The sequence below is a fragment of the Microvirga sp. GN3 genome (assembly GCF_055792825.1).
Window position 1 is genome coordinate 1 of the sequence record NZ_JBVVAK010000039.1, and the last position, 19,897, is coordinate 19,897.

At 63.8% G+C, this 19,897-nt stretch carries 18 protein-coding genes; 11 read left to right on the top strand and 7 right to left on the bottom strand.

Annotated elements, in window-relative coordinates; translation table 11 throughout:
* Positions 1 to 123: 123 nt before the first annotated feature.
* Entirely contained in the window at positions 124 to 375 is a 252-nt protein-coding gene (locus ACS5Q1_RS19310) for a hypothetical protein (RefSeq protein WP_203439936.1), read from the bottom strand.
* Between the two features lie 200 nt (positions 376 to 575).
* Here ACS5Q1_RS19310 and ACS5Q1_RS19315 point away from each other — a divergent pair, with 200 nt between their 5' ends.
* Complete coding sequence (locus tag ACS5Q1_RS19315) at positions 576 to 1,271, top strand: glutathione S-transferase N-terminal domain-containing protein (RefSeq protein WP_203444226.1); 696 nt, start codon at positions 576 to 578, stop codon at positions 1,269 to 1,271.
* Between the two features lie 128 nt (positions 1,272 to 1,399).
* Here ACS5Q1_RS19315 and ACS5Q1_RS19320 read toward each other — a convergent pair whose 3' ends face one another.
* A complete protein-coding gene (locus tag ACS5Q1_RS19320; protein ID WP_203439935.1) occupies positions 1,400 to 1,804 on the bottom strand; it encodes a DUF2147 domain-containing protein in 405 nt (134 codons plus the stop codon).
* 281 nt (positions 1,805 to 2,085) lie between these two features.
* Between ACS5Q1_RS19320 and ndk the strand changes: the two genes are divergently transcribed.
* From ndk to ACS5Q1_RS19335, 3 genes are all read left to right on the top strand, one after another.
* Positions 2,086 to 2,508, top strand: a complete 423-nt coding sequence (gene ndk, locus ACS5Q1_RS19325; RefSeq protein WP_203439934.1) for a nucleoside-diphosphate kinase — start codon at positions 2,086 to 2,088, stop codon at positions 2,506 to 2,508.
* A gap of 172 nt (positions 2,509 to 2,680) precedes the next feature.
* On the top strand, positions 2,681 to 4,834 hold the full coding sequence (locus ACS5Q1_RS19330; protein ID WP_473099705.1) for a molybdopterin-containing oxidoreductase family protein: 2,154 nt from the start codon (positions 2,681 to 2,683) through the stop codon (positions 4,832 to 4,834).
* Positions 4,835 to 4,924: 90 nt separating this feature from the next.
* Positions 4,925 to 5,290, top strand: a complete 366-nt coding sequence (locus ACS5Q1_RS19335; protein ID WP_473099706.1) for a hypothetical protein — start codon at positions 4,925 to 4,927, stop codon at positions 5,288 to 5,290.
* Between the two features lie 115 nt (positions 5,291 to 5,405).
* Here ACS5Q1_RS19335 and purN read toward each other — a convergent pair whose 3' ends face one another.
* Together purN and purM are read right to left on the bottom strand one after the other, a co-directional pair.
* Complete coding sequence (gene purN, locus ACS5Q1_RS19340; protein ID WP_473099707.1) at positions 5,406 to 6,059, bottom strand: phosphoribosylglycinamide formyltransferase; 654 nt, start codon at positions 6,057 to 6,059, stop codon at positions 5,406 to 5,408.
* Positions 6,059 to 7,126: a phosphoribosylformylglycinamidine cyclo-ligase gene (purM, locus tag ACS5Q1_RS19345; protein WP_473099708.1), complete on the bottom strand. Its 1,068-nt coding sequence runs from the start codon at positions 7,124 to 7,126 to the stop codon at positions 6,059 to 6,061. Before purM ends, purN begins: the two co-directional genes overlap by 1 nt.
* Positions 7,127 to 7,376: 250 nt before the next feature.
* Here purM and ACS5Q1_RS19350 point away from each other — a divergent pair, with 250 nt between their 5' ends.
* The 7 genes from ACS5Q1_RS19350 to ACS5Q1_RS19380 all read left to right on the top strand — a co-directional run bounded on the left by ACS5Q1_RS19350 (position 7,377) and on the right by ACS5Q1_RS19380 (position 14,940).
* Positions 7,377 to 7,907 (top strand): CDP-alcohol phosphatidyltransferase family protein, encoded by a 531-nt coding sequence (locus tag ACS5Q1_RS19350; RefSeq protein ID WP_473099749.1) that lies wholly within the window; start codon positions 7,377 to 7,379, stop codon positions 7,905 to 7,907.
* Positions 7,908 to 7,936: 29 nt separating this feature from the next.
* On the top strand, positions 7,937 to 9,052 hold the full coding sequence (locus ACS5Q1_RS19355; protein WP_203439929.1) for an AI-2E family transporter: 1,116 nt from the start codon (positions 7,937 to 7,939) through the stop codon (positions 9,050 to 9,052).
* Positions 9,045 to 9,737 carry a P-loop NTPase family protein gene (locus ACS5Q1_RS19360; protein ID WP_473099709.1) on the top strand — a complete coding sequence of 231 codons (693 nt, stop codon included), beginning with the start codon at positions 9,045 to 9,047 and terminating at the stop codon, positions 9,735 to 9,737. The genes ACS5Q1_RS19355 and ACS5Q1_RS19360 overlap by 8 nt, the downstream gene beginning before the upstream one ends.
* A 122-nt stretch (positions 9,738 to 9,859) precedes the next feature.
* Positions 9,860 to 12,052, top strand: a complete 2,193-nt coding sequence (locus tag ACS5Q1_RS19365) for an RNA degradosome polyphosphate kinase (RefSeq protein ID WP_473099750.1) — start codon at positions 9,860 to 9,862, stop codon at positions 12,050 to 12,052.
* Position 12,053: 1 nt separating this feature from the next.
* The gene (ppx, locus tag ACS5Q1_RS19370) at positions 12,054 to 13,574 is read left to right on the top strand and encodes an exopolyphosphatase (protein WP_473099710.1); all 1,521 of its coding nucleotides are present in this window, start codon (positions 12,054 to 12,056) and stop codon (positions 13,572 to 13,574) included.
* 122 nt (positions 13,575 to 13,696) lie between these two features.
* Positions 13,697 to 14,320, top strand: coding sequence for a 2OG-Fe(II) oxygenase (locus tag ACS5Q1_RS19375; protein ID WP_203439925.1), 624 nt, complete (start codon positions 13,697 to 13,699; stop codon positions 14,318 to 14,320).
* A gap of 77 nt (positions 14,321 to 14,397) precedes the next feature.
* The gene (locus tag ACS5Q1_RS19380; protein WP_473099711.1) at positions 14,398 to 14,940 is read left to right on the top strand and encodes an NUDIX domain-containing protein; all 543 of its coding nucleotides are present in this window, start codon (positions 14,398 to 14,400) and stop codon (positions 14,938 to 14,940) included.
* Between the two features lie 4 nt (positions 14,941 to 14,944).
* On the opposite strand, the gene rnd is transcribed toward ACS5Q1_RS19380, so the two are convergent.
* From rnd to ACS5Q1_RS19395, 3 genes are all read right to left on the bottom strand, one after another.
* The gene (rnd, locus tag ACS5Q1_RS19385) at positions 14,945 to 16,105 is read right to left on the bottom strand and encodes a ribonuclease D (protein WP_473099712.1); all 1,161 of its coding nucleotides are present in this window, start codon (positions 16,103 to 16,105) and stop codon (positions 14,945 to 14,947) included.
* 377 nt (positions 16,106 to 16,482) lie between these two features.
* Positions 16,483 to 18,642: a peptidase domain-containing ABC transporter gene (locus ACS5Q1_RS19390; RefSeq protein WP_473099713.1), complete on the bottom strand. Its 2,160-nt coding sequence runs from the start codon at positions 18,640 to 18,642 to the stop codon at positions 16,483 to 16,485.
* The gene (locus ACS5Q1_RS19395; protein ID WP_473099714.1) at positions 18,639 to 19,889 is read right to left on the bottom strand and encodes a beta-barrel domain-containing protein; all 1,251 of its coding nucleotides are present in this window, start codon (positions 19,887 to 19,889) and stop codon (positions 18,639 to 18,641) included. Before ACS5Q1_RS19395 ends, ACS5Q1_RS19390 begins: the two co-directional genes overlap by 4 nt.
* Positions 19,890 to 19,897 lie beyond the last annotated feature (8 nt).

A 19,897-nucleotide genomic window follows, 5' to 3' on the forward strand; every position in this document is an offset into this window, starting at 1 on the left:
CCTACAAGGACATCCTCGATCATTGCTGTGACGCGTGGAACAGGCTCACCGAGCAGCCCTGGACGATTATGTCCATCGGCTTGCGCGACTGGGCACACGGGTTCTGATCACCAGGACGTGGTATCAGGCCTTCGTTTCGCCCTTGAGGCGGGTGTTGCACTCGCTCCAGAACTTCGGCCACTTGGCGTCCTTGGCGAGCTTGCCGCCGGCCTTGGCATCCTTCCATTCCACGCTGCACTTGGCCATGCGCTCGCGGGCGGCTGCTTGAGCGGCGGTCGGCTCCTTCTTCGGCTTCGTCTCGGCGGCGGCCTGAACGGCGCCGGCCGTGGACAAGGCCAAAGCGGCGGCGAGAGCGGAGCTCACAATTCGGTTCATGATCGGATCCCCCTGGGCGCTTTTGAGCGTCACAGGATATCTCAACTGAAACAGTAAAACATGCAAGGCCTTGGGGGCAGCCATGCATCGTTTCCACGGAATTTCATTGCAGGCGCTGGTGCCAGCCCCGATCTTATGTCTTAACGTCCAGTCACCGACCCCTGTCGACCCGCAAGAAGAGGCTTTTCATGGCGGCTTCCGTGCAGCACCCGATCGATCTCTATTACTGGCCGACCCCGAACGGATGGAAAATCACCATCATGCTCGAGGAATGCGGGCTGCCTTACGCGATCCACCCGGTCAATATCGGCAAGGGTGACCAGTTCACGCCTGAGTTCCTGGCGATCTCGCCCAACAACAAGATGCCCGCCATCGTCGACCACGACGGGCCGGGTCATGAGCCGATCTCCGTGTTTGAGTCCGGTGCCATCCTGCAATATCTCGGCCGCAAGACGGGCAAGTTCTATCCGCAGGACGAGCGGGGTCGGGTCGAGGTCGATCAATGGCTGTTCTGGCAGATGGGTGGCTTCGGCCCCATGCTCGGCCAGACGCACCATTTCCGCATCTACGCGCCGGAACAGGTACCCTACGCCATCGACCGCTACACCAACGAGACCAACCGCCTCTATGGCGTGCTGAACAAGCGCCTCGCCGACCGGGAATTCGTGGCCGGCGATTATTCCATCGCCGACATGGCCATCGCGCCTTGGGCGAAGCTCTGGGAGCGCCAGGGCCAGAACATCGACGAGTTCCCCCATGCCAAGCGCTGGTTGGAGACCGTCCTCGCCCGCCCGGCGGTCCAGCGTGGCATCGCGGTGAGTTTCGAGGACCGCGAGAAGACCGACCTGACGGACCCGAAGGTCCAGGCCGTGCTGTTCGGTCAGCGGGCGCGGTAGGATCCACCGTCCGTCATCCCCGGACTTGTTCCGGGGATCCACGTCTTTGGGGCGTTGTGGTTCCCAAGACGTGGATGGCCGGGACGAGCCCGGCCATGACGGTGAGGGTGTTTTGCGGCCTTCTGCCCTCAATTCGCCTTCGTCCAGGTCTGGGACCGGCAGATCAAGCCGCCGAGGACGCAGCCGGAGAGCTGCAGGGTGTTTGGGGTCATCACCTTGAGTTTGCCCGTATAGGTCTTGCCGTCCTGCGGGTTGTAGAGCTGGCCGCTATAGCCATCACTGGATGGCCTGATATCGGATATCATCTGGACGCCGACGATGTTGCGGTCCCGCAGCTTCGGATCTGCGTTGTTCGTATCTTTCTGGTAGGTCGAGGACACAATAGTCCCACAAAGGGCGGCTCCGCATTTGGCGATCCGCACGCGGGTATCGCCGCTCTGAGTGAGCCAGGTCCCGCTCGGATCAGCGGATTGGGCCATGGCCGGGACGCTGAGCAGGGCAAGGCCGACGGCGGCAAGGATCACTGGTTTCATTAGAAACTCCCTCCAGAGCCTCGGACCCAAAAGTGGACACCACTTTTGGGATCCATTCGAGGCTCATCCCTAAAGTGGCGCATCATCTACGCGGAAAACCGGGTCCACTTTTCCTCACGATGCGCTATGTCGGCCTTCACCGGACCGATCAGAGGGAGAGACTAGGGGAGGCGGTTAAGGTTTCCAAGCGGGCAGGGGCAAAAGGCGCTTGAGAGCAGGGGGGCTCGCCGCTATAAGCGCCGCACTTCATCATTTCCCATCTCAAATCAAAGCGAGTTGTCATGGCCATCGAGCGCACTTTCTCCATCATCAAGCCCGACGCGACCGAGCGTAACCTCACCGGCGCCATCAATGCCGTCATCGAGAAGGCCGGCCTGCGCATCGTGGCGCAGAAGCGCATCCTGATGTCTCGCCGCGAGGCCGAGACCTTCTACGCTGTTCACAAGGAGCGCCCCTTCTTCGGTGAGCTCGTGGACTTCATGATCTCCGCTCCCGTCGTCGTCCAGGTTCTCGAAGGCGAGAATGCCGTTCTCCGCTACCGCGAGATCATGGGCGCCACCAACCCGGAGAGCGCTGCTGAGGGCACGATCCGCAAGCTCTACGCCAAGTCGATTGGCGAGAACTCGGTCCATGGCTCCGACAGCCAGGACAACGCCCAGATCGAGATCACCCAGTTCTTCTCGGGCAACGAGATCGTCGGCTAACGCGCCGCTGTCATCCCCGGCGGTCCGCAAGGGCCGGGAAGGGGATCCATGTCTGGAAGAGTACGGGTGGATTCCCTTCCCCTCCGCTCCGGCCGGGAATGACATCAAGATCAAAAGGCCGCCTCCGGGCGGCCTTTTCTTTAGCCTCCTGCTCCGTCATGATGCGCCCGCCATGAACCAAGCTCCCCGCATCGAACGCCGCGCCTCCGTCTGCCCCCATGATTGCCCCTCGGTCTGCTCCCTCGAAGTCGAGGTGATCGACGGGCGCAGTATCGGGCGCGTCCATGGGGCGAAGTCCAACACCTACACGGCCGGCGTGATTTGCGCGAAGGTGGCGCGTTATGCGGAGCGCATCCACAATCCGGACCGGCTGCTCTATCCGATGAAGCGCACGGGTCCGAAGGGCTCAGGATCGTTCGAGCGCATCTCCTGGGACGAGGCGCTCGACATCGTGGCAAGTAAGTTCCTGGAGGCAGAGCGGGAGTTCGGCTCGGAATCCGTCTGGCCTTATTATTATGCCGGCACCATGGGCTACGTGATGCGCGACGGCATCAACCGTCTGCGCCATGTGAAGAAGTATTCCGGCCAGTATTCCACCATCTGCACGGCCATGAGCTGGACCGGCTATGTGGCCGGTACCGGTCATCTGCGGGGAGCCGACCCGCGCGAGATGGCGGCGTCCGACTGCATCGTGATCTGGGGCACGAACCCGGTTCACACCCAGGTCAACGTGATGACCCACGCGATGAAAGCCCGTAAGGAGCGCGGCGCCAAGATCGTCGCCATCGACATCTACAATAATGCCACCATGAAGCAGGCCGACATGGCGCTGCTGGTGAAGCCGGGCACCGATGGCGCGCTCGCCTGCGCGGTGATGCATGTGCTCTTCCGCGACGGTCTGGCGGACTGGGATTATCTGGAGCGCTACACCGATCATCCGCGCGAGCTCGAAGAGCATCTGCGCACGCGCGATCCGGCCTGGGCCTCGGCCATCACAGGCCTGTCTGTGGAGGAGATCGAAGCCTTCGCGAAGCTCGTGGGCACGACCAAGCGCACGTACTTCCGCCTCGGCTTCGGCTTCGGCCGCCAGCGCAATGGCGTGGTCAACATGCACGCAGCGCTCTCCATCCCGGCCGTGACGGGCGCCTGGCAAGTTGAGGGCGGCGGTGCGCTTCATTCCAACAGCGGCATCTTCCATTGGAACAAGGCACTGATCGAGGGCCATGACGCCATCGACAAAAGCATCCGCATTCTCGACCAGTCGCAGATCGGCCGCGTTCTCACAGGTGACGCCGAGGCGCTCTACAATGGCCCGCCGGTCAAGGCGATGCTGATCCAGAACACCAACCCGGTCTCCGTCGCACCGGAGCAGGAGCTCGTGAAGCAGGGTTTTGCCCGCGAGGACCTCTTCGCCTGCGTGCACGAGCAGTTCATGACCGAGACGGCGCTGATGGCCGACATCGTGCTGCCCGCGACCATGTTCATGGAGCACGAAGATCTCTATTCCGGCGGCGGGCATCAGCATTTCCAGGTCGGACCGAAGCTCATCGACCCACCGGGCGAGTGCCGCTCGAACCACGAGGTTTTTCGCGGCCTCGCCGAACGCCTCGGTGCCGAGCATCGTGGTTTCGCCATGGAACCGCGCGAGATCATCGACTGGACGCTGCAAAACTCCGGCTGGGGCAGCCTCGAAAACCTTGAGGCACATGTCCATTTCGACGCGCAGCCGCCCTTCGAGGAGGCGCATTTCCTCAACGGTTTCGGCTATCCGGACGGCAAGTTCCGCTTCAAGCCGGACTGGACCAAGGTTCCCTCCTACAACAATGGCGCCATGGGCCCCTGGGCCAGCATGCCGGCCTTGCCCGACCATTGGGGCGTGATCGAAGCGGCGACCGAGGAACATCCGTTCCGCCTCGCCACGAGCCCGGCCCGCAACTTCCTCAATTCCAGCTTCACAGAGACGCCGACCTCCCTCGACAAGGAGCGGCGGCCCGAGGTGATGATCCACCCGCTCGATGCCGAACGGCAGGGCATCACTGAGGGCGATTGGGTGAGGCTCAAGAACCATCGCGGCGAGGTCTATCTTCGCGCCAAGCTCTTCGACGGCGTGCGGCGCGGCGTGCTGATCGCCGAGGGTATCTGGCCCAACGCGGCCCACCCTTACGGGCGGGGCATCAATACGCTCACCGGCGGCGATCAGGTGGCACCCTATGGCGGTGCAGCCTTCCACGACAACCGCGTGGCATTGGAAAAAGCCGATCTCGATCCGGCGCTTGAGTTGCCGATTGCGCGAAAGCACCATCGCGCTGAGGCGGTCGTTGGCTAAGTCTTAAGCCTGTTTTCGGCTTCCCCTTGATCCGCAACGGCCAAGCCTATTCTTAAGGCCGAACGTGATTTCGTCTCTGGGAAGCCATCCATGACCTCGATCGTCCGCACGCTGCTCGTCGCAGCTTCCGTCACTCTTGGCGCAACGGGTGCCTTCGCTGCCGCCTCCAACACGCCGACGCAGTATCAGCCGGACCCGGCGCTGAAGACCGAAACCGTCCCTCAGCTGCGTGCCCGGGTGAGCCAAGCTTGCACGATCATCCAGGCGAAGCTGCAGAGCGGTGTCAGCGAGGCGTCGCTCAGCCGGCCCTGCGACTGCTATGCCGGCCGCACCATGCGCTCTCTGAGCGCCGACGAGCTCCAGGCGTACCGGGACACAGGCGTGTTCAATGACACGGCCCGCGCAAAGGCGCTCACGGCTCTCGATGCCTGCAAGCTGCCCCGTCCGCAGATTTAAGACAGTTACGCTTTCGCGCGTCATGGTCGGGCTTGTCCCGGCCATCCACGTCTTCGGGGTCAAATCGGAGGAAAGACGTAGATCCCTGGCACAAGGCCGGGGACGACGGGCTGGATTAAGCTGATGTCGGAGAATGCAGCGACCCGCTCGCATTCCAGCCCTTCGAAAACACCACCCGTCCGTTCTCCAGCCAGGCCGTCCCGTCGCAGATCATCCGCAGGGCCTTCGGGTAAAGCAGATGTTCCTGCACGATCACCCGCGCGGCGAGACTCTCTTCCGTGTCGTCCGGCACTACCGGCACGACGGCTTGGGCGATCATCGGGCCGGCATCGAGTTCAGGCACCACGAAATGAACGGTGCAGCCATGCACCAGCACACCGTCCTCTAACGCCCGCCGATGGGTCTGGGTGCCACGATAGAGCGGCAGGAGGGAGGGGTGAATATTGACCATTCGTCCGGCCCAGCGCTCCACGAACCCATCGGTCAGCACGCGCATGAAGCCAGCAAGGCAGATGAAGGCGATGTCGTGCGAGGCCAGTTCCGCATCCATCGCCCGCTCGAAATCCTCCCGGGTCGGATGGGCCTTGTGATCGACGATAGCCGTTGCGATTCCGGCCGCCTCTGCCCGCTCCAGTCCCGCCGCATCGGGGCGGTTCGAGAGAACGAGGGCGATCTCGGCCGGGAAATCCGGCTGGCTCGCGGCCTCGATCAGCGAGACCATGTTCGAGCCGCGGCCCGAGATCAGGATGGCGACGCGGCGGCGGGTCATCAGAGCTTCAGAGCGCCCGGGGTCTGGACGCGCTCGCCGCCCGCATGAGCCACGGTCTCGCCGATGCGCACCGGGCTCTCACCCGCCTGGCGCAGACGCTCTATGACAGCATCGGCCTTGTCGGCGCTCGCCACCACGATCATGCCGATGCCGCAATTGAAGGTGCGCAGCATCTCTGCCTCCACCACGCCGCCGGTCTTGGCGAGCCAGCCGAAGACGGGCGGGACAGCGATGGCGTTGAGGTCGAGGCGCACGCCGACCCCGTCGGGCAGGACACGCGGGATGTTGTCCGGGAAGCCGCCGCCGGTGATGTGGCAGAGGGCATTGATGCCGTCGCCGCCTTTCAGCACTTCGAGCAGGGGCTTCACATAGATCCGTGTCGACTCCAGCAGGGCCTGAGCCAGTGTCTTGCCGGAAGCAAAGGGCGCGGGCGCGTCCCAGGCGAGGCCGGAATGCTCGACGATCCGGCGCACCAGGGAGAAACCGTTGGAATGAACGCCGGAGGAGGGCAGGCCGATCAACACGTCGCCGATACTGACATTCTTGGGGAGCAGCGTGCCGCGCTCAGCGGCGCCGACCGCAAAGCCCGCAAGATCGTAATCGCCCTTGGCGTAGAGGCCGGGCATCTCGGCCGTCTCGCCACCGATCAGCGCGCAGCCGGCCTGGAGGCAGCCCTCGGCGATGCCCTTGACGATATGGACGCCGACCTCCGGCGAGAGCTTTCCGGTCGCGAAATAGTCGAGGAAGAAGAGAGGCTCGGCGCCCTGCACGATGATGTCGTTCACGCACATGGCGACGAGATCGATGCCGATGGTGTCGTGGATGCCTGTGTCGATGGCGATCTTCACCTTGGTGCCGACGCCGTCATTGGCCGCGACCAGGATCGGGTCCTTGAAGCCGGCGGCCTTGAGGTCGAAGAGCCCGCCGAACCCGCCGATTTCCGCGTCGGCCCCGGGTCGACGCGTGGAGCGTACCAGGGGCTTGATCTGGTCGACCATGGCATTGCCCGCATCGATATCGACGCCCGCTTGGGCATAGGTCAGGCCGTTCGTCTGCTTCTCGGTCATGGCTCACCCCGTGTTGAGGGGGCAGTAAGACGAGAGGGGGCGAGAGGCAAGGGAAGAATTCGCATTTTGCGAAACCCATTTCTCCCGCGTCATCCCGGACTTGTTCCGGGGATCCATGTCTTTAGCAACGCTGTGGTTCCAAGACGTGGATGGCCGGGACGAGCCCGGCCATGACGGGTGAGTGGCATCTTATCCCCACCCTCAGACCCGACGATTGAACTCCGCCCCTCAACCGGCCATCATCGCCCCGATGACCATTCCGAACATCATCACCATCGGCCGCCTCATCATCGTCCCCATCGTGATCGTCATGATCATGCAGCAGCGGTGGAGTACGGCCTTCATTCTGTTCGTGGTTGCGGGGATTTCCGACGCGGTAGACGGCTTCATCGCCCGGAAATTCGACATGCGGAGCGAGTTCGGGGCTTATATCGACCCGATCGCCGACAAGGCCCTTCTGGTGTCGATCTACGTGACGCTTGCCATCGTGGGGGCGATCCCGAGCTGGCTCGCCATCATCGTCGTGTCCCGGGACGTGATGATCGTGGCGGCCGTGCTCCTGTCCTGGGTCATGAGCCGCCCGGTCGAGATCAAGCCGATCCTCCTGAGCAAGCTGAATACGGGAGCGCAGATCGCCTTTGCGGCCTTCGCGCTCGCCGCCAATGCCTTCGGGGTTGATCTCGCCGGGCTGGAGGAGGTCGCCATGGTGCTGGTGGCCACCTTGACCATAGCCTCCGCCGGTGCCTATCTCGGGGGCTGGCTGCGACACATGACCACCTGAAGGCCAGAATTGTTGGCTATGGAGTACCGATGACGGTCCAACGGCAGATCGGATTCTGGATAGCGGCGCTCGTCGTCACGGTGCTGCTGCTGTTCATCCTGCGCGGCATCCTCCTGCCGTTCGTGGCGGGCTTCGCGCTGGCCTACCTGCTCGACCCGCTCGCCGACCGACTGCAGAAAATCGGCATTGGGCGTCTGGGCGCGAGCCTGCTGATCCTCGTCCTGTTCGTCCTGATCCTCATCATCTCCCTCATGATCCTGGTTCCCTTCGCGGCGCAGCAGGTGGCGGCCTTCGTGGAAAGGTTGCCCGGCTACGTGACGAGGCTTCAGGAACTGGGGGCAGAGCAGCTCGGTCCGCTGATCCAGAAACTAGGACTTGAAGATGCTCTGCCCGCGGCGCCGCCCTCCGTCGGCAACCTCATCAGCCAGGGAATCGCCTGGATCACCGCCTTCCTGCAGGGGCTGTGGTCGGGCGGGCAGGCCCTGCTCGGCATTTTCTCTCTGCTGGTCGTGACGCCGGTCGTGGCCTTCTACATGCTCGTCGACTGGGATCGCATGGTGAAAACCGTCGATTCCTGGATGCCGATGAAGCACCGCGACACGATCCGCGCCATTGCCCACGACATCGACCGGGCCATTGCCGGCTTCGTGCGCGGCCAGGCCATGGTCTGCATCATCCTCGGCACATTCTATGCGGTCAGCCTTGCCCTGGTCGGACTGAATTTCGGCGCGCTGATCGGCATGACGGCGGGGCTCCTGAGCTTCATTCCCTATGTGGGCTCGCTCACGGGCCTCATCCTGTCGGTCGGCGTCGCCATCGTGCAATTCTGGCCGGACTGGACCATGATCGCGGCGACACTCGGCATCTTCGTTTTCGGCCAGTTCGTGGAAGGCAACATTCTCTCACCGAAGCTGGTGGGCGATTCCGTCGGACTGCACCCGGTCTGGCTCATGTTCGCCCTCGTGGCCTTCGGTGCTCTCTTCGGCTTCGTCGGTCTGCTGCTCGCCGTGCCGCTCGCCGCCGCCGTGGGTGTCATTGCGCGCTTTGCTCTGAGGCAATATCTGGCAAGCCCCCTCTATCGCGGCGCGGAATCTGCGATCATCAAGCCCAAGGTCGAGCTTGAGAAGGTCGATCTCGATGCGTGAGGGTCCCAGACAGCTGACCTTCGATCTCCCGCTCGATCCCCGTTTCGGAGCGGAGGATTTCCTCGTCAGCCCGTCGAACGAGCAGGCCTATGGCCTCATCGAGAGCTGGCCCGACTGGCCGGACACGATCCTGCTCCTCGTCGGCCCCCGCGGCAGCGGCAAGAGCCATCTCGCCTCGATCTGGGCGACGAACGCCCGTGCCTGGACCATCGACGCGTCCGAGATCACGCAGAACAAGGTTCCGCACCTCGTTTCGAACGGCGCGCTCGCCATCGAGGACATGGACCGGGGCGAACGGGACGAGGCGACGCTGTTTCACCTGCTGAATCTGGCGCGGGAAAAGAAAGCCTCACTCCTGATCACCTGCGAGACGCCGCCCGACCGCTGGGGTTTGCGTACGCCGGATCTGCTGTCGCGCCTGCGCCTAGCACCAAGCGTATCGCTGGAGGCGCCGGACGATGCCCTGCTCAAGGCAGTTTTGGTGAAGCTTTTCGTCGACAGGCAACTCGTGGTCGACACCTCCGTTGTCGACTATATTGCTCTGCGGATCGAACGGTCGCTGGCCAAGGCCTCCGAGCTCGTGGCTCTCCTCGACAGGGAGGCCCTGAGCCGGGGGCGGCGCGTGTCGCGGGCGATCGCGGCGGAGATCCTTGGTGCCGCGCAGGAAACGGATGAGAACGAGTGAAGCCTGAGACCAACGCCGCGTTATCGAACCGTCGTGAAACCGTCACGAAGCCGAGAGCAAAACGGTCGCCGAAGAAGGAAACGGCGGAGAATGAAGTGCGCAGCGCGATTGCTCTGAAAGAGGTGGAGACCGTCAGCGAGGCTCCGCTGCCGAAGGCTCCGCCGGATATCGAACTTGATGGTGCGGTGCTCCGGAAGTTTCCCCAGCGCTTCATCAACCGCGAGCTGTCCTGGCTGCAATTCAACCGGCGAGTGTTCGAGGAGGCATCGAACCGCAATCATCCGCTCCTGGAACAATTGCGCTTCCTGTCGATCTCGGCCGACAACCTGGACGAATTCTTCATGGTCCGCGTCGCGGGCCTGATTGGACAGGTGCGCTCCGGTGTTGCCACAACGTCACAGGATGGGCTCACGCCCCAGGAGCAGCTGGCGAAGATCGCCGTGGCCGTCTCGAATCTCGCTTCGGACCAGCAGCGGCGCTGGCGCGAATTGCGGGACGCGCTTCTGGAAGAAGGCATAGTCCTCACCGAAGGGGGCGGCCTGGCGAGGGCGGAGGCCTCCTGGCTCGAGGATTACTTCCTCAACCACGTCTTCCCGGTCCTGACGCCGCTCGCCATCGATCCGGCGCATCCGTTCCCGTTCATTCCCAATCTTGGCTCCTCCATCGCCCTGAAGCTGGTGCGCCAGAGCGACGGCAAGGTGCTGAATGCGCTGATCCGCCTGCCGTCGCGCGCCGAGCGCTTCATCCGCCTGCCGGATTTTGCGGAAACGGGCGCCACCCGCTTCATCGCGCTGGAGCAGATGATCGTGCTCTACACGAGCCGCCTGTTCCCCGGCTATGAGGTGCAGGGGCAGGGCGCGTTCCGGGTGATCCGCGATTCCGATATCGAAGTGGAGGAAGAGGCGGAAGATCTGGTGCGCCTGTTCGAGACCGCGCTCAAGCAGCGCCGTCGCGGCAGCGTGATCCGCCTGGAGGTCGAGGCGGCGATGCCCGAGGACCTGCGGCTCTTCGTGGCCGAGGAACTGGAAGTGTCCAAGGATGAGGTTTTCGTCGTCGAGGGCATGATGGGCCTGCGGGATCTGTCGCAGCTCGTCGCGCTGGATCGTCCGGACCTCAAGTTCAAGCCCTACAATCCGCGCTTCCCCGAGCGTATCCGCGAGCATAGCGGTGACTGCTTCGCGGCGATCCGCGAGAAGGACATCATTGTCCATCACCCCTACGAATCCTTCGATGCGGTGGTGCAGTTCTTGCGTCAGGCCGCGCGGGATCCGAACGTCGTGGCGATCAAGCAGACGCTCTACCGCACCTCATCCGATTCCCCCATCGTCGCGGCCCTCGCGGAAGCGGCCGAAGCGGGCAAGTCCGTCACGGCCCTCGTGGAGCTGAAGGCGCGCTTCGACGAGGAGGCCAATATCCGCTGGGCGCGCGATCTTGAGCGCGCCGGCGCGCAGGTGGTGTTCGGCTTCATCGAGCTGAAGACGCACGCGAAACTGTCGATGGTTGTGCGCCGCGAAGGCAGTCAGCTCATCACTTATTGCCATGTGGGCACGGGCAACTACCACCCGATCACCGCTCGCATCTACACCGACCTGTCCTACTTCACCGCCGATCCGGTGATCGGACGGGATGTGTCGCGCATCTTCAACTTCGTGACGGGCTATGCGGAGCCCGCCGAACTGGAGCGCATGGCGGTCTCGCCGCTGACCCTTAAGAAGCGCCTGCTTCAGCACATCGCCGAAGAGGTGGAGCATGCCAAGGCGGGGCGGCCAGGTGCGATCTGGTGCAAGTGTAACTCGCTTGTCGATCCCGACATCATCGATGCGCTCTACGATGCGAGTGCTGCCGGCGTGCAGGTCGATCTCATCGTGCGCGGCATCTGCTGCCTCAGGCCCGGCATCAAGGGGCTTTCGGAGAACATACGGGTCAAGTCCATCGTCGGACGCTTCCTGGAGCACACCCGCATTTATGCCTTCGGTAACGGGCAGGCACTGCCCAATCCGAAGGCGCATGTCTACATCTCGTCCGCCGATCTCATGTCGCGCAATCTCGACCGGCGCGTCGAGGCGCTGATGCCGATCGTCAATACCACGGTGCACCAGCAGGTGCTGGACCAGATCATGCTCGCCAACCTGCTCGACAACGAGCAGAGCTGGAATGTCCTTCCCGACGGCACGAGCCATCGGGTCGTGCCGGCCAAGGGCGAGGAACCATTCAACGCTCACAAGTATTTCATGACAAACCCAAGTCTGTCGGGCCGTGGCAAATCCCTCAAGACCTCCAGCCCCAAAGCGCTCGCCAAGCGCGGGCAGCGCTGACATGCCGGCCCTTAGCTTCGAGGCTCCGGGTCGGCTCAAGATCGGCCGTCCTGTCGCTATCATCGATATCGGCTCGAACTCCGTGCGTCTCGTGGCCTATGAGGGCCTCTCCCGCGCCGTCACGCCGATCTACAACGAGAAGGTCCTCTGCGGTCTCGGACGTCATGTGGCGACCACCGGCCGCCTCGACGACGAGGCCGTCGATAGGGCCTTGCGCGCGCTCGCGCGGTTTCGCGTTCTCTGCGACACGATGAACGTATCCGAGGTCTTCGTTCTCGCGACTGCCGCGGCGCGCGATGCCTCCAACGGTCCCGCGTTTCTGCAAGCAGCGGCCGAGGCCTGCGGCCAGCCGATCAGCCTGCTTTCGGGAGCCGAAGAGGCGAGGGCCTCGGCGCTCGGCGTCGTCGCCGGTTTCCATGAGCCGGACGGCATGGTCGGTGACATGGGCGGCGGCAGCCTGGAGCTGGTCGACGTGCAGGGCTCGCAGGTGGGGCAGGGGATCACCATGCCACTCGGCGGTCTCGCCCTGCAGGACGTCAGCGGCGGCTCGTTGCGAAAGGCCCAGCGCATCGTCCGCGAAGCGCTCGAACGCGCGCCGGAATATCTCGAAAACCTGCATGGCCGTACCTTCTATGCGGTCGGCGGCACATGGCGTGCGCTGGCGCGGCTGCACCAGGCGGCACGGGACTATCCGCTCCATGTCATGCACGGCTATATGATCGACCCGGATGACGGGCTCGACTTCCTGCATCTCGTGGAGGAGGCCGATTCCAAGACCCTGAAGGACATCGAGAGCGTGTCCGAGGCCCGCCGTCCGCTGCTCGCCTATGGTGCCATCGTGCTGGAGGAGATCATCCGACTCGGCGAGCCGAAAGAGGTCGCGATTTCCGCCTTCGGTGTGCGTGAGGGTATTCTGTACGACAGGCTCGATCCGGAGACACGAGAGCAGGATCCGCTGCTCGCGGCCGCCAACGATCTCAACCTCCTGCGCTCCCGCTCGCCCCGCCACGGGGTCGAACTGTGCCAGTGGACGCAAGCCTTCATCGATAGCCTAGGCTTGCCGGAAACGGAGTACGACACCCGCCTGCGCCGTGCCGCCTGCCTTCTGGCGGATATCGGCTGGCGCGCGCATCCCGACTACCGGGGTGAACAGAGTCTCAACCTGATCGCCTACGGCGCCTTTGCCGGGCTCGATCATCCGGGCCGTGCCTATCTGGCTCTGTCGATCTTCTTCCGGCACGAGGGCCTCTCGCCGGACAAGGTGAGTTCGCGCATCAAGACCCTGGCCGGTCCGAGGCTCATCGAGCGCGCTCGCCTGCTCGCCGCGTTGATGCGCATCGCCTATCCGGTTTCGGTCGCCATGGAAGGCGTCCTGGCGCAGGCTCCTCTCATGGCCCGCGGCAGTCAGGTCGTGCTGCGATTGCCCTCCCATATGGGACCGCTCGCCAACGAGCGCCTGATGGGCCGCATGCGCGCCCTGGGCAAGCTCCTCAACATGGATCCGGTCGTCGAGATCGTGTGAGCCGGTCTCAGCTTCGGACGATAATCCCAGCAAAAAAAGCCTTTTCAGATAAGCGTTTACAGAAGATTACGCTGCGTTACCCTGCGGGCTGCAATAAAGCGCGACTAAGCGGGGAAACGCCAATGGAATTGATCGATCTCACAGCGGTTCGCAATGCGGAGCGCTCCAGCGAACCGTATGACTACATTCTCGCGTCACATCTCCTGAAGCAGGACCGGATCGACGAACTACGGCGAGACTTTCCCGACATTAACAAGCCCGGCTACCTCACCGTAGACGAGGTTAACCTCCACGGAAGCTTCAAGCGGCTCATCGAAGAGCTCGAAGGTCCGGAGCTGACCGAAGAACTGTCCAAAAAGTTTGGCCAGGACCTACACCGATATCCGCGCCTGACCACCATCATGAAGAAGTCGCAGCCCAAATACGGCGCCATCCACACGGATGGGCCGTCCAAGGTCATGACCATGCTGGTCTACATGAACGAAGAATGGCAGCAGGGCGAGGGTGGCCGCTTGCGCGTTCTCTACGACGAGAAGAACTACGACCGCTACAAGCTCGAAGTGCCGCCCACCACGGGCACCATGTTCGCCTTCCTGCGCGCCGACAATTCCTGGCACGGCCATCTGCCTTTCGCCGGCGAACGCCGCGTCGTCCAGATCGCCTGGGTGAAGAGCCAGGCGGATGTGGATCGCAAGAAGAAACACAATAAACTGGCCCAGGTCTTCAAGGGTATCTTTGGGCGATAAGAGGTCCGTGCATCATCCTGATCGATGTATAAGCGCTGGCCGGGTTCCGCCCGGCCATCTGACGATTGGGGGGACCCGTGGCGCCGGAAATCAGAACCACTGCGACGCGCATCGTCTACGAGAACCACTGGATGCGCGTGCGCGAGGACGCGATTATCCGTCAGGATGGCTCGCCGGGCATCTACGGTGTCGTCGAGAAGACAGACTTTGCCATCATCGCTCCCGTCGAGAACGGTATGATCCACCTGGTGGAGCAGTACCGCTATCCTGTGCAGGGCCGCTATTGGGAATTGCCGCAGGGCTCCTGGGAGGACGCACCGGGCATCGATCCCCTGGAACTCGCCCGTGCAGAATTGCGCGAGGAGACCGGACTGACCGCTGAGACCATGCGGCATGTGGGCCATCTGTTCGAATGCTACGGCTATTCGAACCAGGGTTTTCACATCTACCTCGCGCAAGGCCTCCGGCAGGGCGAGGCTCGCCGCGAGCCAACTGAGCAGGACATGATAAGCCGCGCCTTCCCAATCGACGAGGTGCTGGCGATGATCACGGAAGGTGTCGTCAAGGACGCCGCGACCGTAGCAACATTAGGATTGCTGCGGCTGAAAGGGCTTACTTGACCGATCAAGCCTGAGCAATCGCCCTGAGCCTCACGCGCCCGCGTTCCAGCACCAGGCCGAGCTGGCCATTCTTCAGCGCCAGGGCCTTTTCCCCGAACAGCTTGCGCCGCCAGCCGTGCAGGGAGGGGACATCGGCGTTGTCGCTCTCGGCGATGGCTTCCAGCTCTTCGACGGTGGCGATGATCTTCGGCGCCACGCCCTCCTGCTCGGCCACGGCCTTGAGCAGAACCTTCAGCAGGTCGACGACGGAGCCGGTATTGGCGCGGCCACGGCTGCGCTCGGGCACGGGGATCGTCGCGGGATTGCGGGCGAGCGCGCGCTCCACCGCCTCCAGGATCTCGCCACCGGTGCGGGAGCGCTCGAAGCCGTTGGGGATCGTGCGCAGGCGCCCGAGGGCTTCCACGCTGCGGGGAGCGGAGGTTGCGATGTCGATCACCGCATCGTCCTTGAGGATGCGTCCGCGAGGCACGTCGCGGGCCTGCGCCTCGCGCTCGCGCCAGGCGGCGACCTCCATCAGCACGGCGATCTCGCGCGGCTTGCGCAGGCGACCGGCCAAGCGGCGCCAGGCATTGTCGGGGTCGGCCTGGTAGGTCTCGGGCGAGGTGAGGATCGCCATCTCCTCGGTGAGCCATTCGAGGCGGCCGTTTGTCTCGAGCTGGGCCATCAGCGCCTCATAGACCTTCACCAGATGGGTGACGTCGGAGAGGGCATAGGTGAGCTGCGCGTCCGTGAGGGGACGGCGCGACCAGTCGGTGAAGCGGGAGGATTTGTCGATCTTGGCCTTGGCGAGGTCGTTGGTGAGCTGCTCGTAGGAGACCGAGTCCCCATAGCCGCAGACCATGGCGGCGACCTGGGTGTCGAACAGGGGGGCCGGCACGATGCCGCCGAGATTCCAGACGATCTCCAGGTCCTGGCGGGCGGAATGGAAGACCTTCACCACATTCCTGTCGGCCATCAGCGCCATAAAGGGCTCAAGGTCGATGCCTTCGGCGAGCGGGTCGATCAGATGGGCTTCCGCAGGGTCGGACCCCGCCACCTGAATCAGGCAGAGCTTGGGGTAATAGGTCGTCTCACGCAGGAATTCCGTATCGACGGTCACGAACGGATGCTGGCGGAGGCGGTTGCAGGCAGCGGCCAGGGCGTCGGTGGAGGTGATCAGGTCCATGGAGCGTTCATAACCCATCAGGATTGGCGCTGCGAGTCCGCCGTCAGGATATCCGCCAACGGCCCTAAGATAAGGTAAAACGTTGCGATTGACTTACGTAGCCGGAGCTTTGTTATTTTGTATCACTGGCCGCTGAGCCAGAGTTTGGTGCCTAACAACACCTCAAAGGTGGGGGAGGTCTTCATGAAGAAGACGCAGACCAGGACCGATAAGAAGGCTGTCAAGGCCGTCGTCGAGCTGAGCGAGAAGGAACTCGCCGGCGTCGCGGGCGGTCGCCGGATTATCATCTATCAATGCCGTTGATGGTTTCGGGCGCGTAAGCGCCGGATTGCCAGGCACGGGGGCGCGGTTTCTAAGGGACCGCGCCCTTTTTCATGTCAGGTCCGGTTAAGGCCCTGCCGGGCGGCCTCGGCGAAGGCGAGGGCATCGCCGTCCATGGGCGGGGAGACCCGGCCTTCGCGCAGGACTACAATCCGGTCCGCGGCGCGGATCGTCTCCGGGCGGTGGGCGATGACGATGCGGGTGATCTTGAGTTCCGCCAGCGCCCGGTTGACCTCGCGCTCCTTGTCGAGATCGAGATTCGAGGTGCCCTCGTCCATGAAGAGCATGCGCGGTTTGCGATAGAGTGCGCGCGTGAGCAGCACTCGCTGCCGCTGGCCGCCCGAGAGCGTGGTGCCCATGTCGCCGATGAGGGTGTTGTAGTTCATGGGCATGGCCATGATCTCGTCGTCGATCCCGGCCACCTTCGCGCATTCGCGCATCCAGTCGAGATCGAGAAGCACATCGAAGAAGCAGATGTTCTCCGCGATGGAGCCCGACAGAAGCTGGTCGTCCTGCATCACCACGCCGATCTGCGAGCGGAAGGACTGGCGGCCGAAATGATCCAGGGGAATGCCGTCGATCAAAACGATGCCGGTCTCCGGCTTGAAGAGGCCGAGCATGATCTTCAGCAGCGTAGTCTTGCCGCCGCCCGAGGAGCCGGTGATCGCGACGAACTCGCCTGCTTCGACCTTCAGATCCGCGCCGGACAGAACCTCCGGTTCCGTATCGGCATAGCGGAAGCTCACGCCCCTGAGCTCCATTGCGCCGGCGACGGGCCGCGTCACGAGGCTTTCTCCATGCCGGTCCTGCTCGCGCTCGGCGAGCGCGATGTCGGAGAGCCGATCAAGATGGAGATCGAGCATGCGATACTGGATGCCGGTCTCAATCAGGTTGGTGGCCTTGTCGAGGAATTGCTGCTTGTAGGCCATGAAGGCGTAGAGCATGCCGATGGTGAGTTCGTTTCCCATGATGGCGCGCGCGCCGATATAGATCACGAGCACGTTCTCGATACCGTAGATCAGGTCGTTCGCCGTCTTGAAGCCGATGGTGAAGCGGCCCTGGCGGATGGAGCGGCTGATTGATTCCGCATAGCGGTTCTGCCACACGGCTTCCCGATCCGATTCACGCCCGAAGATCTTGATGCTCTGGATCGCCCGCGCCGTCTCGATGAAGGTGGTCTGCTCCTTGGCGGCAGCCTCGATTATCTCCTCCTGTCGCTGACGCAAGGAACGATAGAGGGCAAAGCGCAGGAGCGCATAGAGCGCGAGCGCCGCAAAGACGATGCCAGAAAGCTTCGGGCTGTAGATCAGGATCATCACGAGAGTGAGCGTCGCCATCGCCCCGTCGACTAGAGCAGCGACCAAGCCTTCGGAAATGAGCCGCTGGATCGGCTCGGCCGAGCGGAAACGGGAGACGAGATCGCCGATATGGCGCTTCTCGAACCAGCTCAAGGGAAGCCGCACGAGATGATGGAAGAGATTCGCACCCATCTGGAAATTGAGCGCGCCACTCAAGAACAGCAGCACGTGCGAGCGCAGCCAATCGGCGCCGATATGGATGAGGGTGAACAGCCCGAAGCCGAGAGCGAGCGCGGTGAGCAGGCCCTGGTCGTTCTTCATCACCGCTTCGTCGACGGCTAGCTGCATGTAGAAGGGGTCCGCGAGCACGGCGAGCTGCAGCACGGCGGAAAGAACGAGCGCCTGGGCGAGCGCCCGCTTGATGCCGCGCATCCGGCCCCAGAGGGAGGTGAGGCTCAAGCGCGAGGTTTCCTTCCTGCGCTCGAAGGTGCTCGTCGGCGTCAATTCCAGGGCGATGCCGGTGAAATGGTGCCCGACCTCGTCGAGGGTCAGCGTGCGCAGGCCGACAGCCGGATCGTGGATCGTCACCTTCCAGGCGCCAACCTCTTTCAGCACCACGAAATGGTTCATGTCCCAGTGCAGGATGCAGGGCAGTTTGATCTGATTGAGCTGCTCGGGCTCAAGCCGCAAACCGCGCCCGGTCATGCCGAGGCGCTGGCCCATGACGAGCACATCCTTGAGGGTCACGCCTTTGAGCGAGATCGAGAACAGGCGGCGCAGGGCCGTAAGGTCTACTTCGCGCCCGTGATAGGTCGCGACCATGGCAAGGCAGGCGAGACCGCATTCCGCCGCTTCCGACTGCATGATGGCGGGCAGGCGAGGGGAGCCGAAATAATCGAGATGGGCGAACAGCTTCACATCCGCCCCCTGACGCTGATCAGCGGCTCGAACAGCCAGGCGACGAGGGAGCGGCCCTCCAGCACGATATCGGCCTTGAGAGTCATGTCGGGCTGAAGAGCGACGTGCCGGCCGAAGGCGTCGATGTCCTGCCGGTCGAGGCGCACGGTGACGCGATAGGCCGGCTCGGTGAGCGCGACCCGGCCGATGACGTCGCTGGGCGAAAGCACGGCCTGCGAGACGGTCTCCACGTGGCCGCTCTGCGTGCCGAAGCGCTGATAGGGAAAGGCATCGACCATCAGCCGCACCCGCTGTCCCGGCTCGACGAAGCCGATGGCGCGGCTCGGCACGAAGAGTTCCGCAAGCAGGCTCGCACCGTCGGGGAGGAGAGTCATGAGCGGCTTGGCGGAATCGACGATCTGGCCCGGCGCAACCTGCAGTGCCGTGGCCCGCCCACCGATGGGGGCGGTGATGACCTGCGCTCGCTGTCCTTCAGCTTCCGCCCGCTGGCGCTCCCGGTCGGCGAGGTTGAGGCGAAGCTGCGCCAGCCGTTCGGCCTGCTGCACCGGCAGCTGCTCGCGCTGGAGCTGGGTCTGGCCCAGCTCCTTCTCGGCTTCAGCCAAGTCGCGGTCGATTTCGGCCAATGACTGGCGGCGGGCGAGCAGCGTCTCGTCCTGCTCCTGCAGGGCGGCGCGGGTGGCGTGGCCCTGTTCGGCGAGACGCGCGATGGTATTGCGCCGCTCCTCGGTCACCTGCACGCGCTCGATCATGAGCTGGCGCTGGACGATGAGCGCATCCCGCTCTGCCGTCGCGGCAGCAATCGCTGCGTCGAGACGGCGGATCTCGTTGGCCGTACGGGCGGGATCCGCTGCAATTTGCTCCTTCAGAACGTCGACCTGTGTTTCTAGGGACGCGAGAACCGCACCGTCCAGGGTGCCGCCGGCCTCGAGTCCCTGGCGCGACGCGACCGTGAATGGCGACTGGCCCGCCGCCACCTGGTCGCCTTCTTTCACCATCAGCTCGGCCACCACGCCGCCGCGCATGGCGGCGACACGCACCGCTCCGCCCGCAGTGACGAGGGCCCCGCTGGCTGTCTCCTTGCGGGCATATTCGGCCGTGCCGAGGAAAAGGGCGACGACGGCCACGCAGGCGACGACGAAGCCGCCGAGGAGACGCCAGGAGAGGGGAGCAACCGGCAGCGACACGGACGAGTGCTCGCCCGAGGCTGCCGCCACGGCCTGTGGCCGAAACAAGGATTGCTGAGCCACCCCGACCC

Bases quoted from the DNA above. Each gene is read 5' to 3' on its own strand.
- ACS5Q1_RS19310 (WP_203439936.1), bottom strand. From the start codon at position 375: ATGAACCGAATTGTGAGCTCCGCTCTCGCCGCCGCTTTGGCCTTGTCC.
- ACS5Q1_RS19320 (WP_203439935.1), bottom strand. From the start codon at position 1,804: ATGAAACCAGTGATCCTTGCCGCCGTCGGCCTTGCCCTGCTCAGCGTC.
- ndk (WP_203439934.1), top strand. From the start codon at position 2,086: ATGGCCATCGAGCGCACTTTCTCCATCATCAAGCCCGACGCGACCGAG.
- ACS5Q1_RS19330 (WP_473099705.1), top strand. From the start codon at position 2,681: ATGAACCAAGCTCCCCGCATCGAACGCCGCGCCTCCGTCTGCCCCCAT.
- ACS5Q1_RS19335 (WP_473099706.1), top strand. From the start codon at position 4,925: ATGACCTCGATCGTCCGCACGCTGCTCGTCGCAGCTTCCGTCACTCTT.
- purN (WP_473099707.1), bottom strand. From the start codon at position 6,059: ATGACCCGCCGCCGCGTCGCCATCCTGATCTCGGGCCGCGGCTCGAAC.
- purM (WP_473099708.1), bottom strand. From the start codon at position 7,126: ATGACCGAGAAGCAGACGAACGGCCTGACCTATGCCCAAGCGGGCGTC.
- ACS5Q1_RS19350 (WP_473099749.1), top strand. From the start codon at position 7,377: ATGACCATTCCGAACATCATCACCATCGGCCGCCTCATCATCGTCCCC.
- ACS5Q1_RS19355 (WP_203439929.1), top strand. From the start codon at position 7,937: ATGACGGTCCAACGGCAGATCGGATTCTGGATAGCGGCGCTCGTCGTC.
- ACS5Q1_RS19360 (WP_473099709.1), top strand. From the start codon at position 9,045: ATGCGTGAGGGTCCCAGACAGCTGACCTTCGATCTCCCGCTCGATCCC.
- ppx (WP_473099710.1), top strand. From the start codon at position 12,054: ATGCCGGCCCTTAGCTTCGAGGCTCCGGGTCGGCTCAAGATCGGCCGT.
- ACS5Q1_RS19375 (WP_203439925.1), top strand. From the start codon at position 13,697: ATGGAATTGATCGATCTCACAGCGGTTCGCAATGCGGAGCGCTCCAGC.
- rnd (WP_473099712.1), bottom strand. From the start codon at position 16,105: ATGGACCTGATCACCTCCACCGACGCCCTGGCCGCTGCCTGCAACCGC.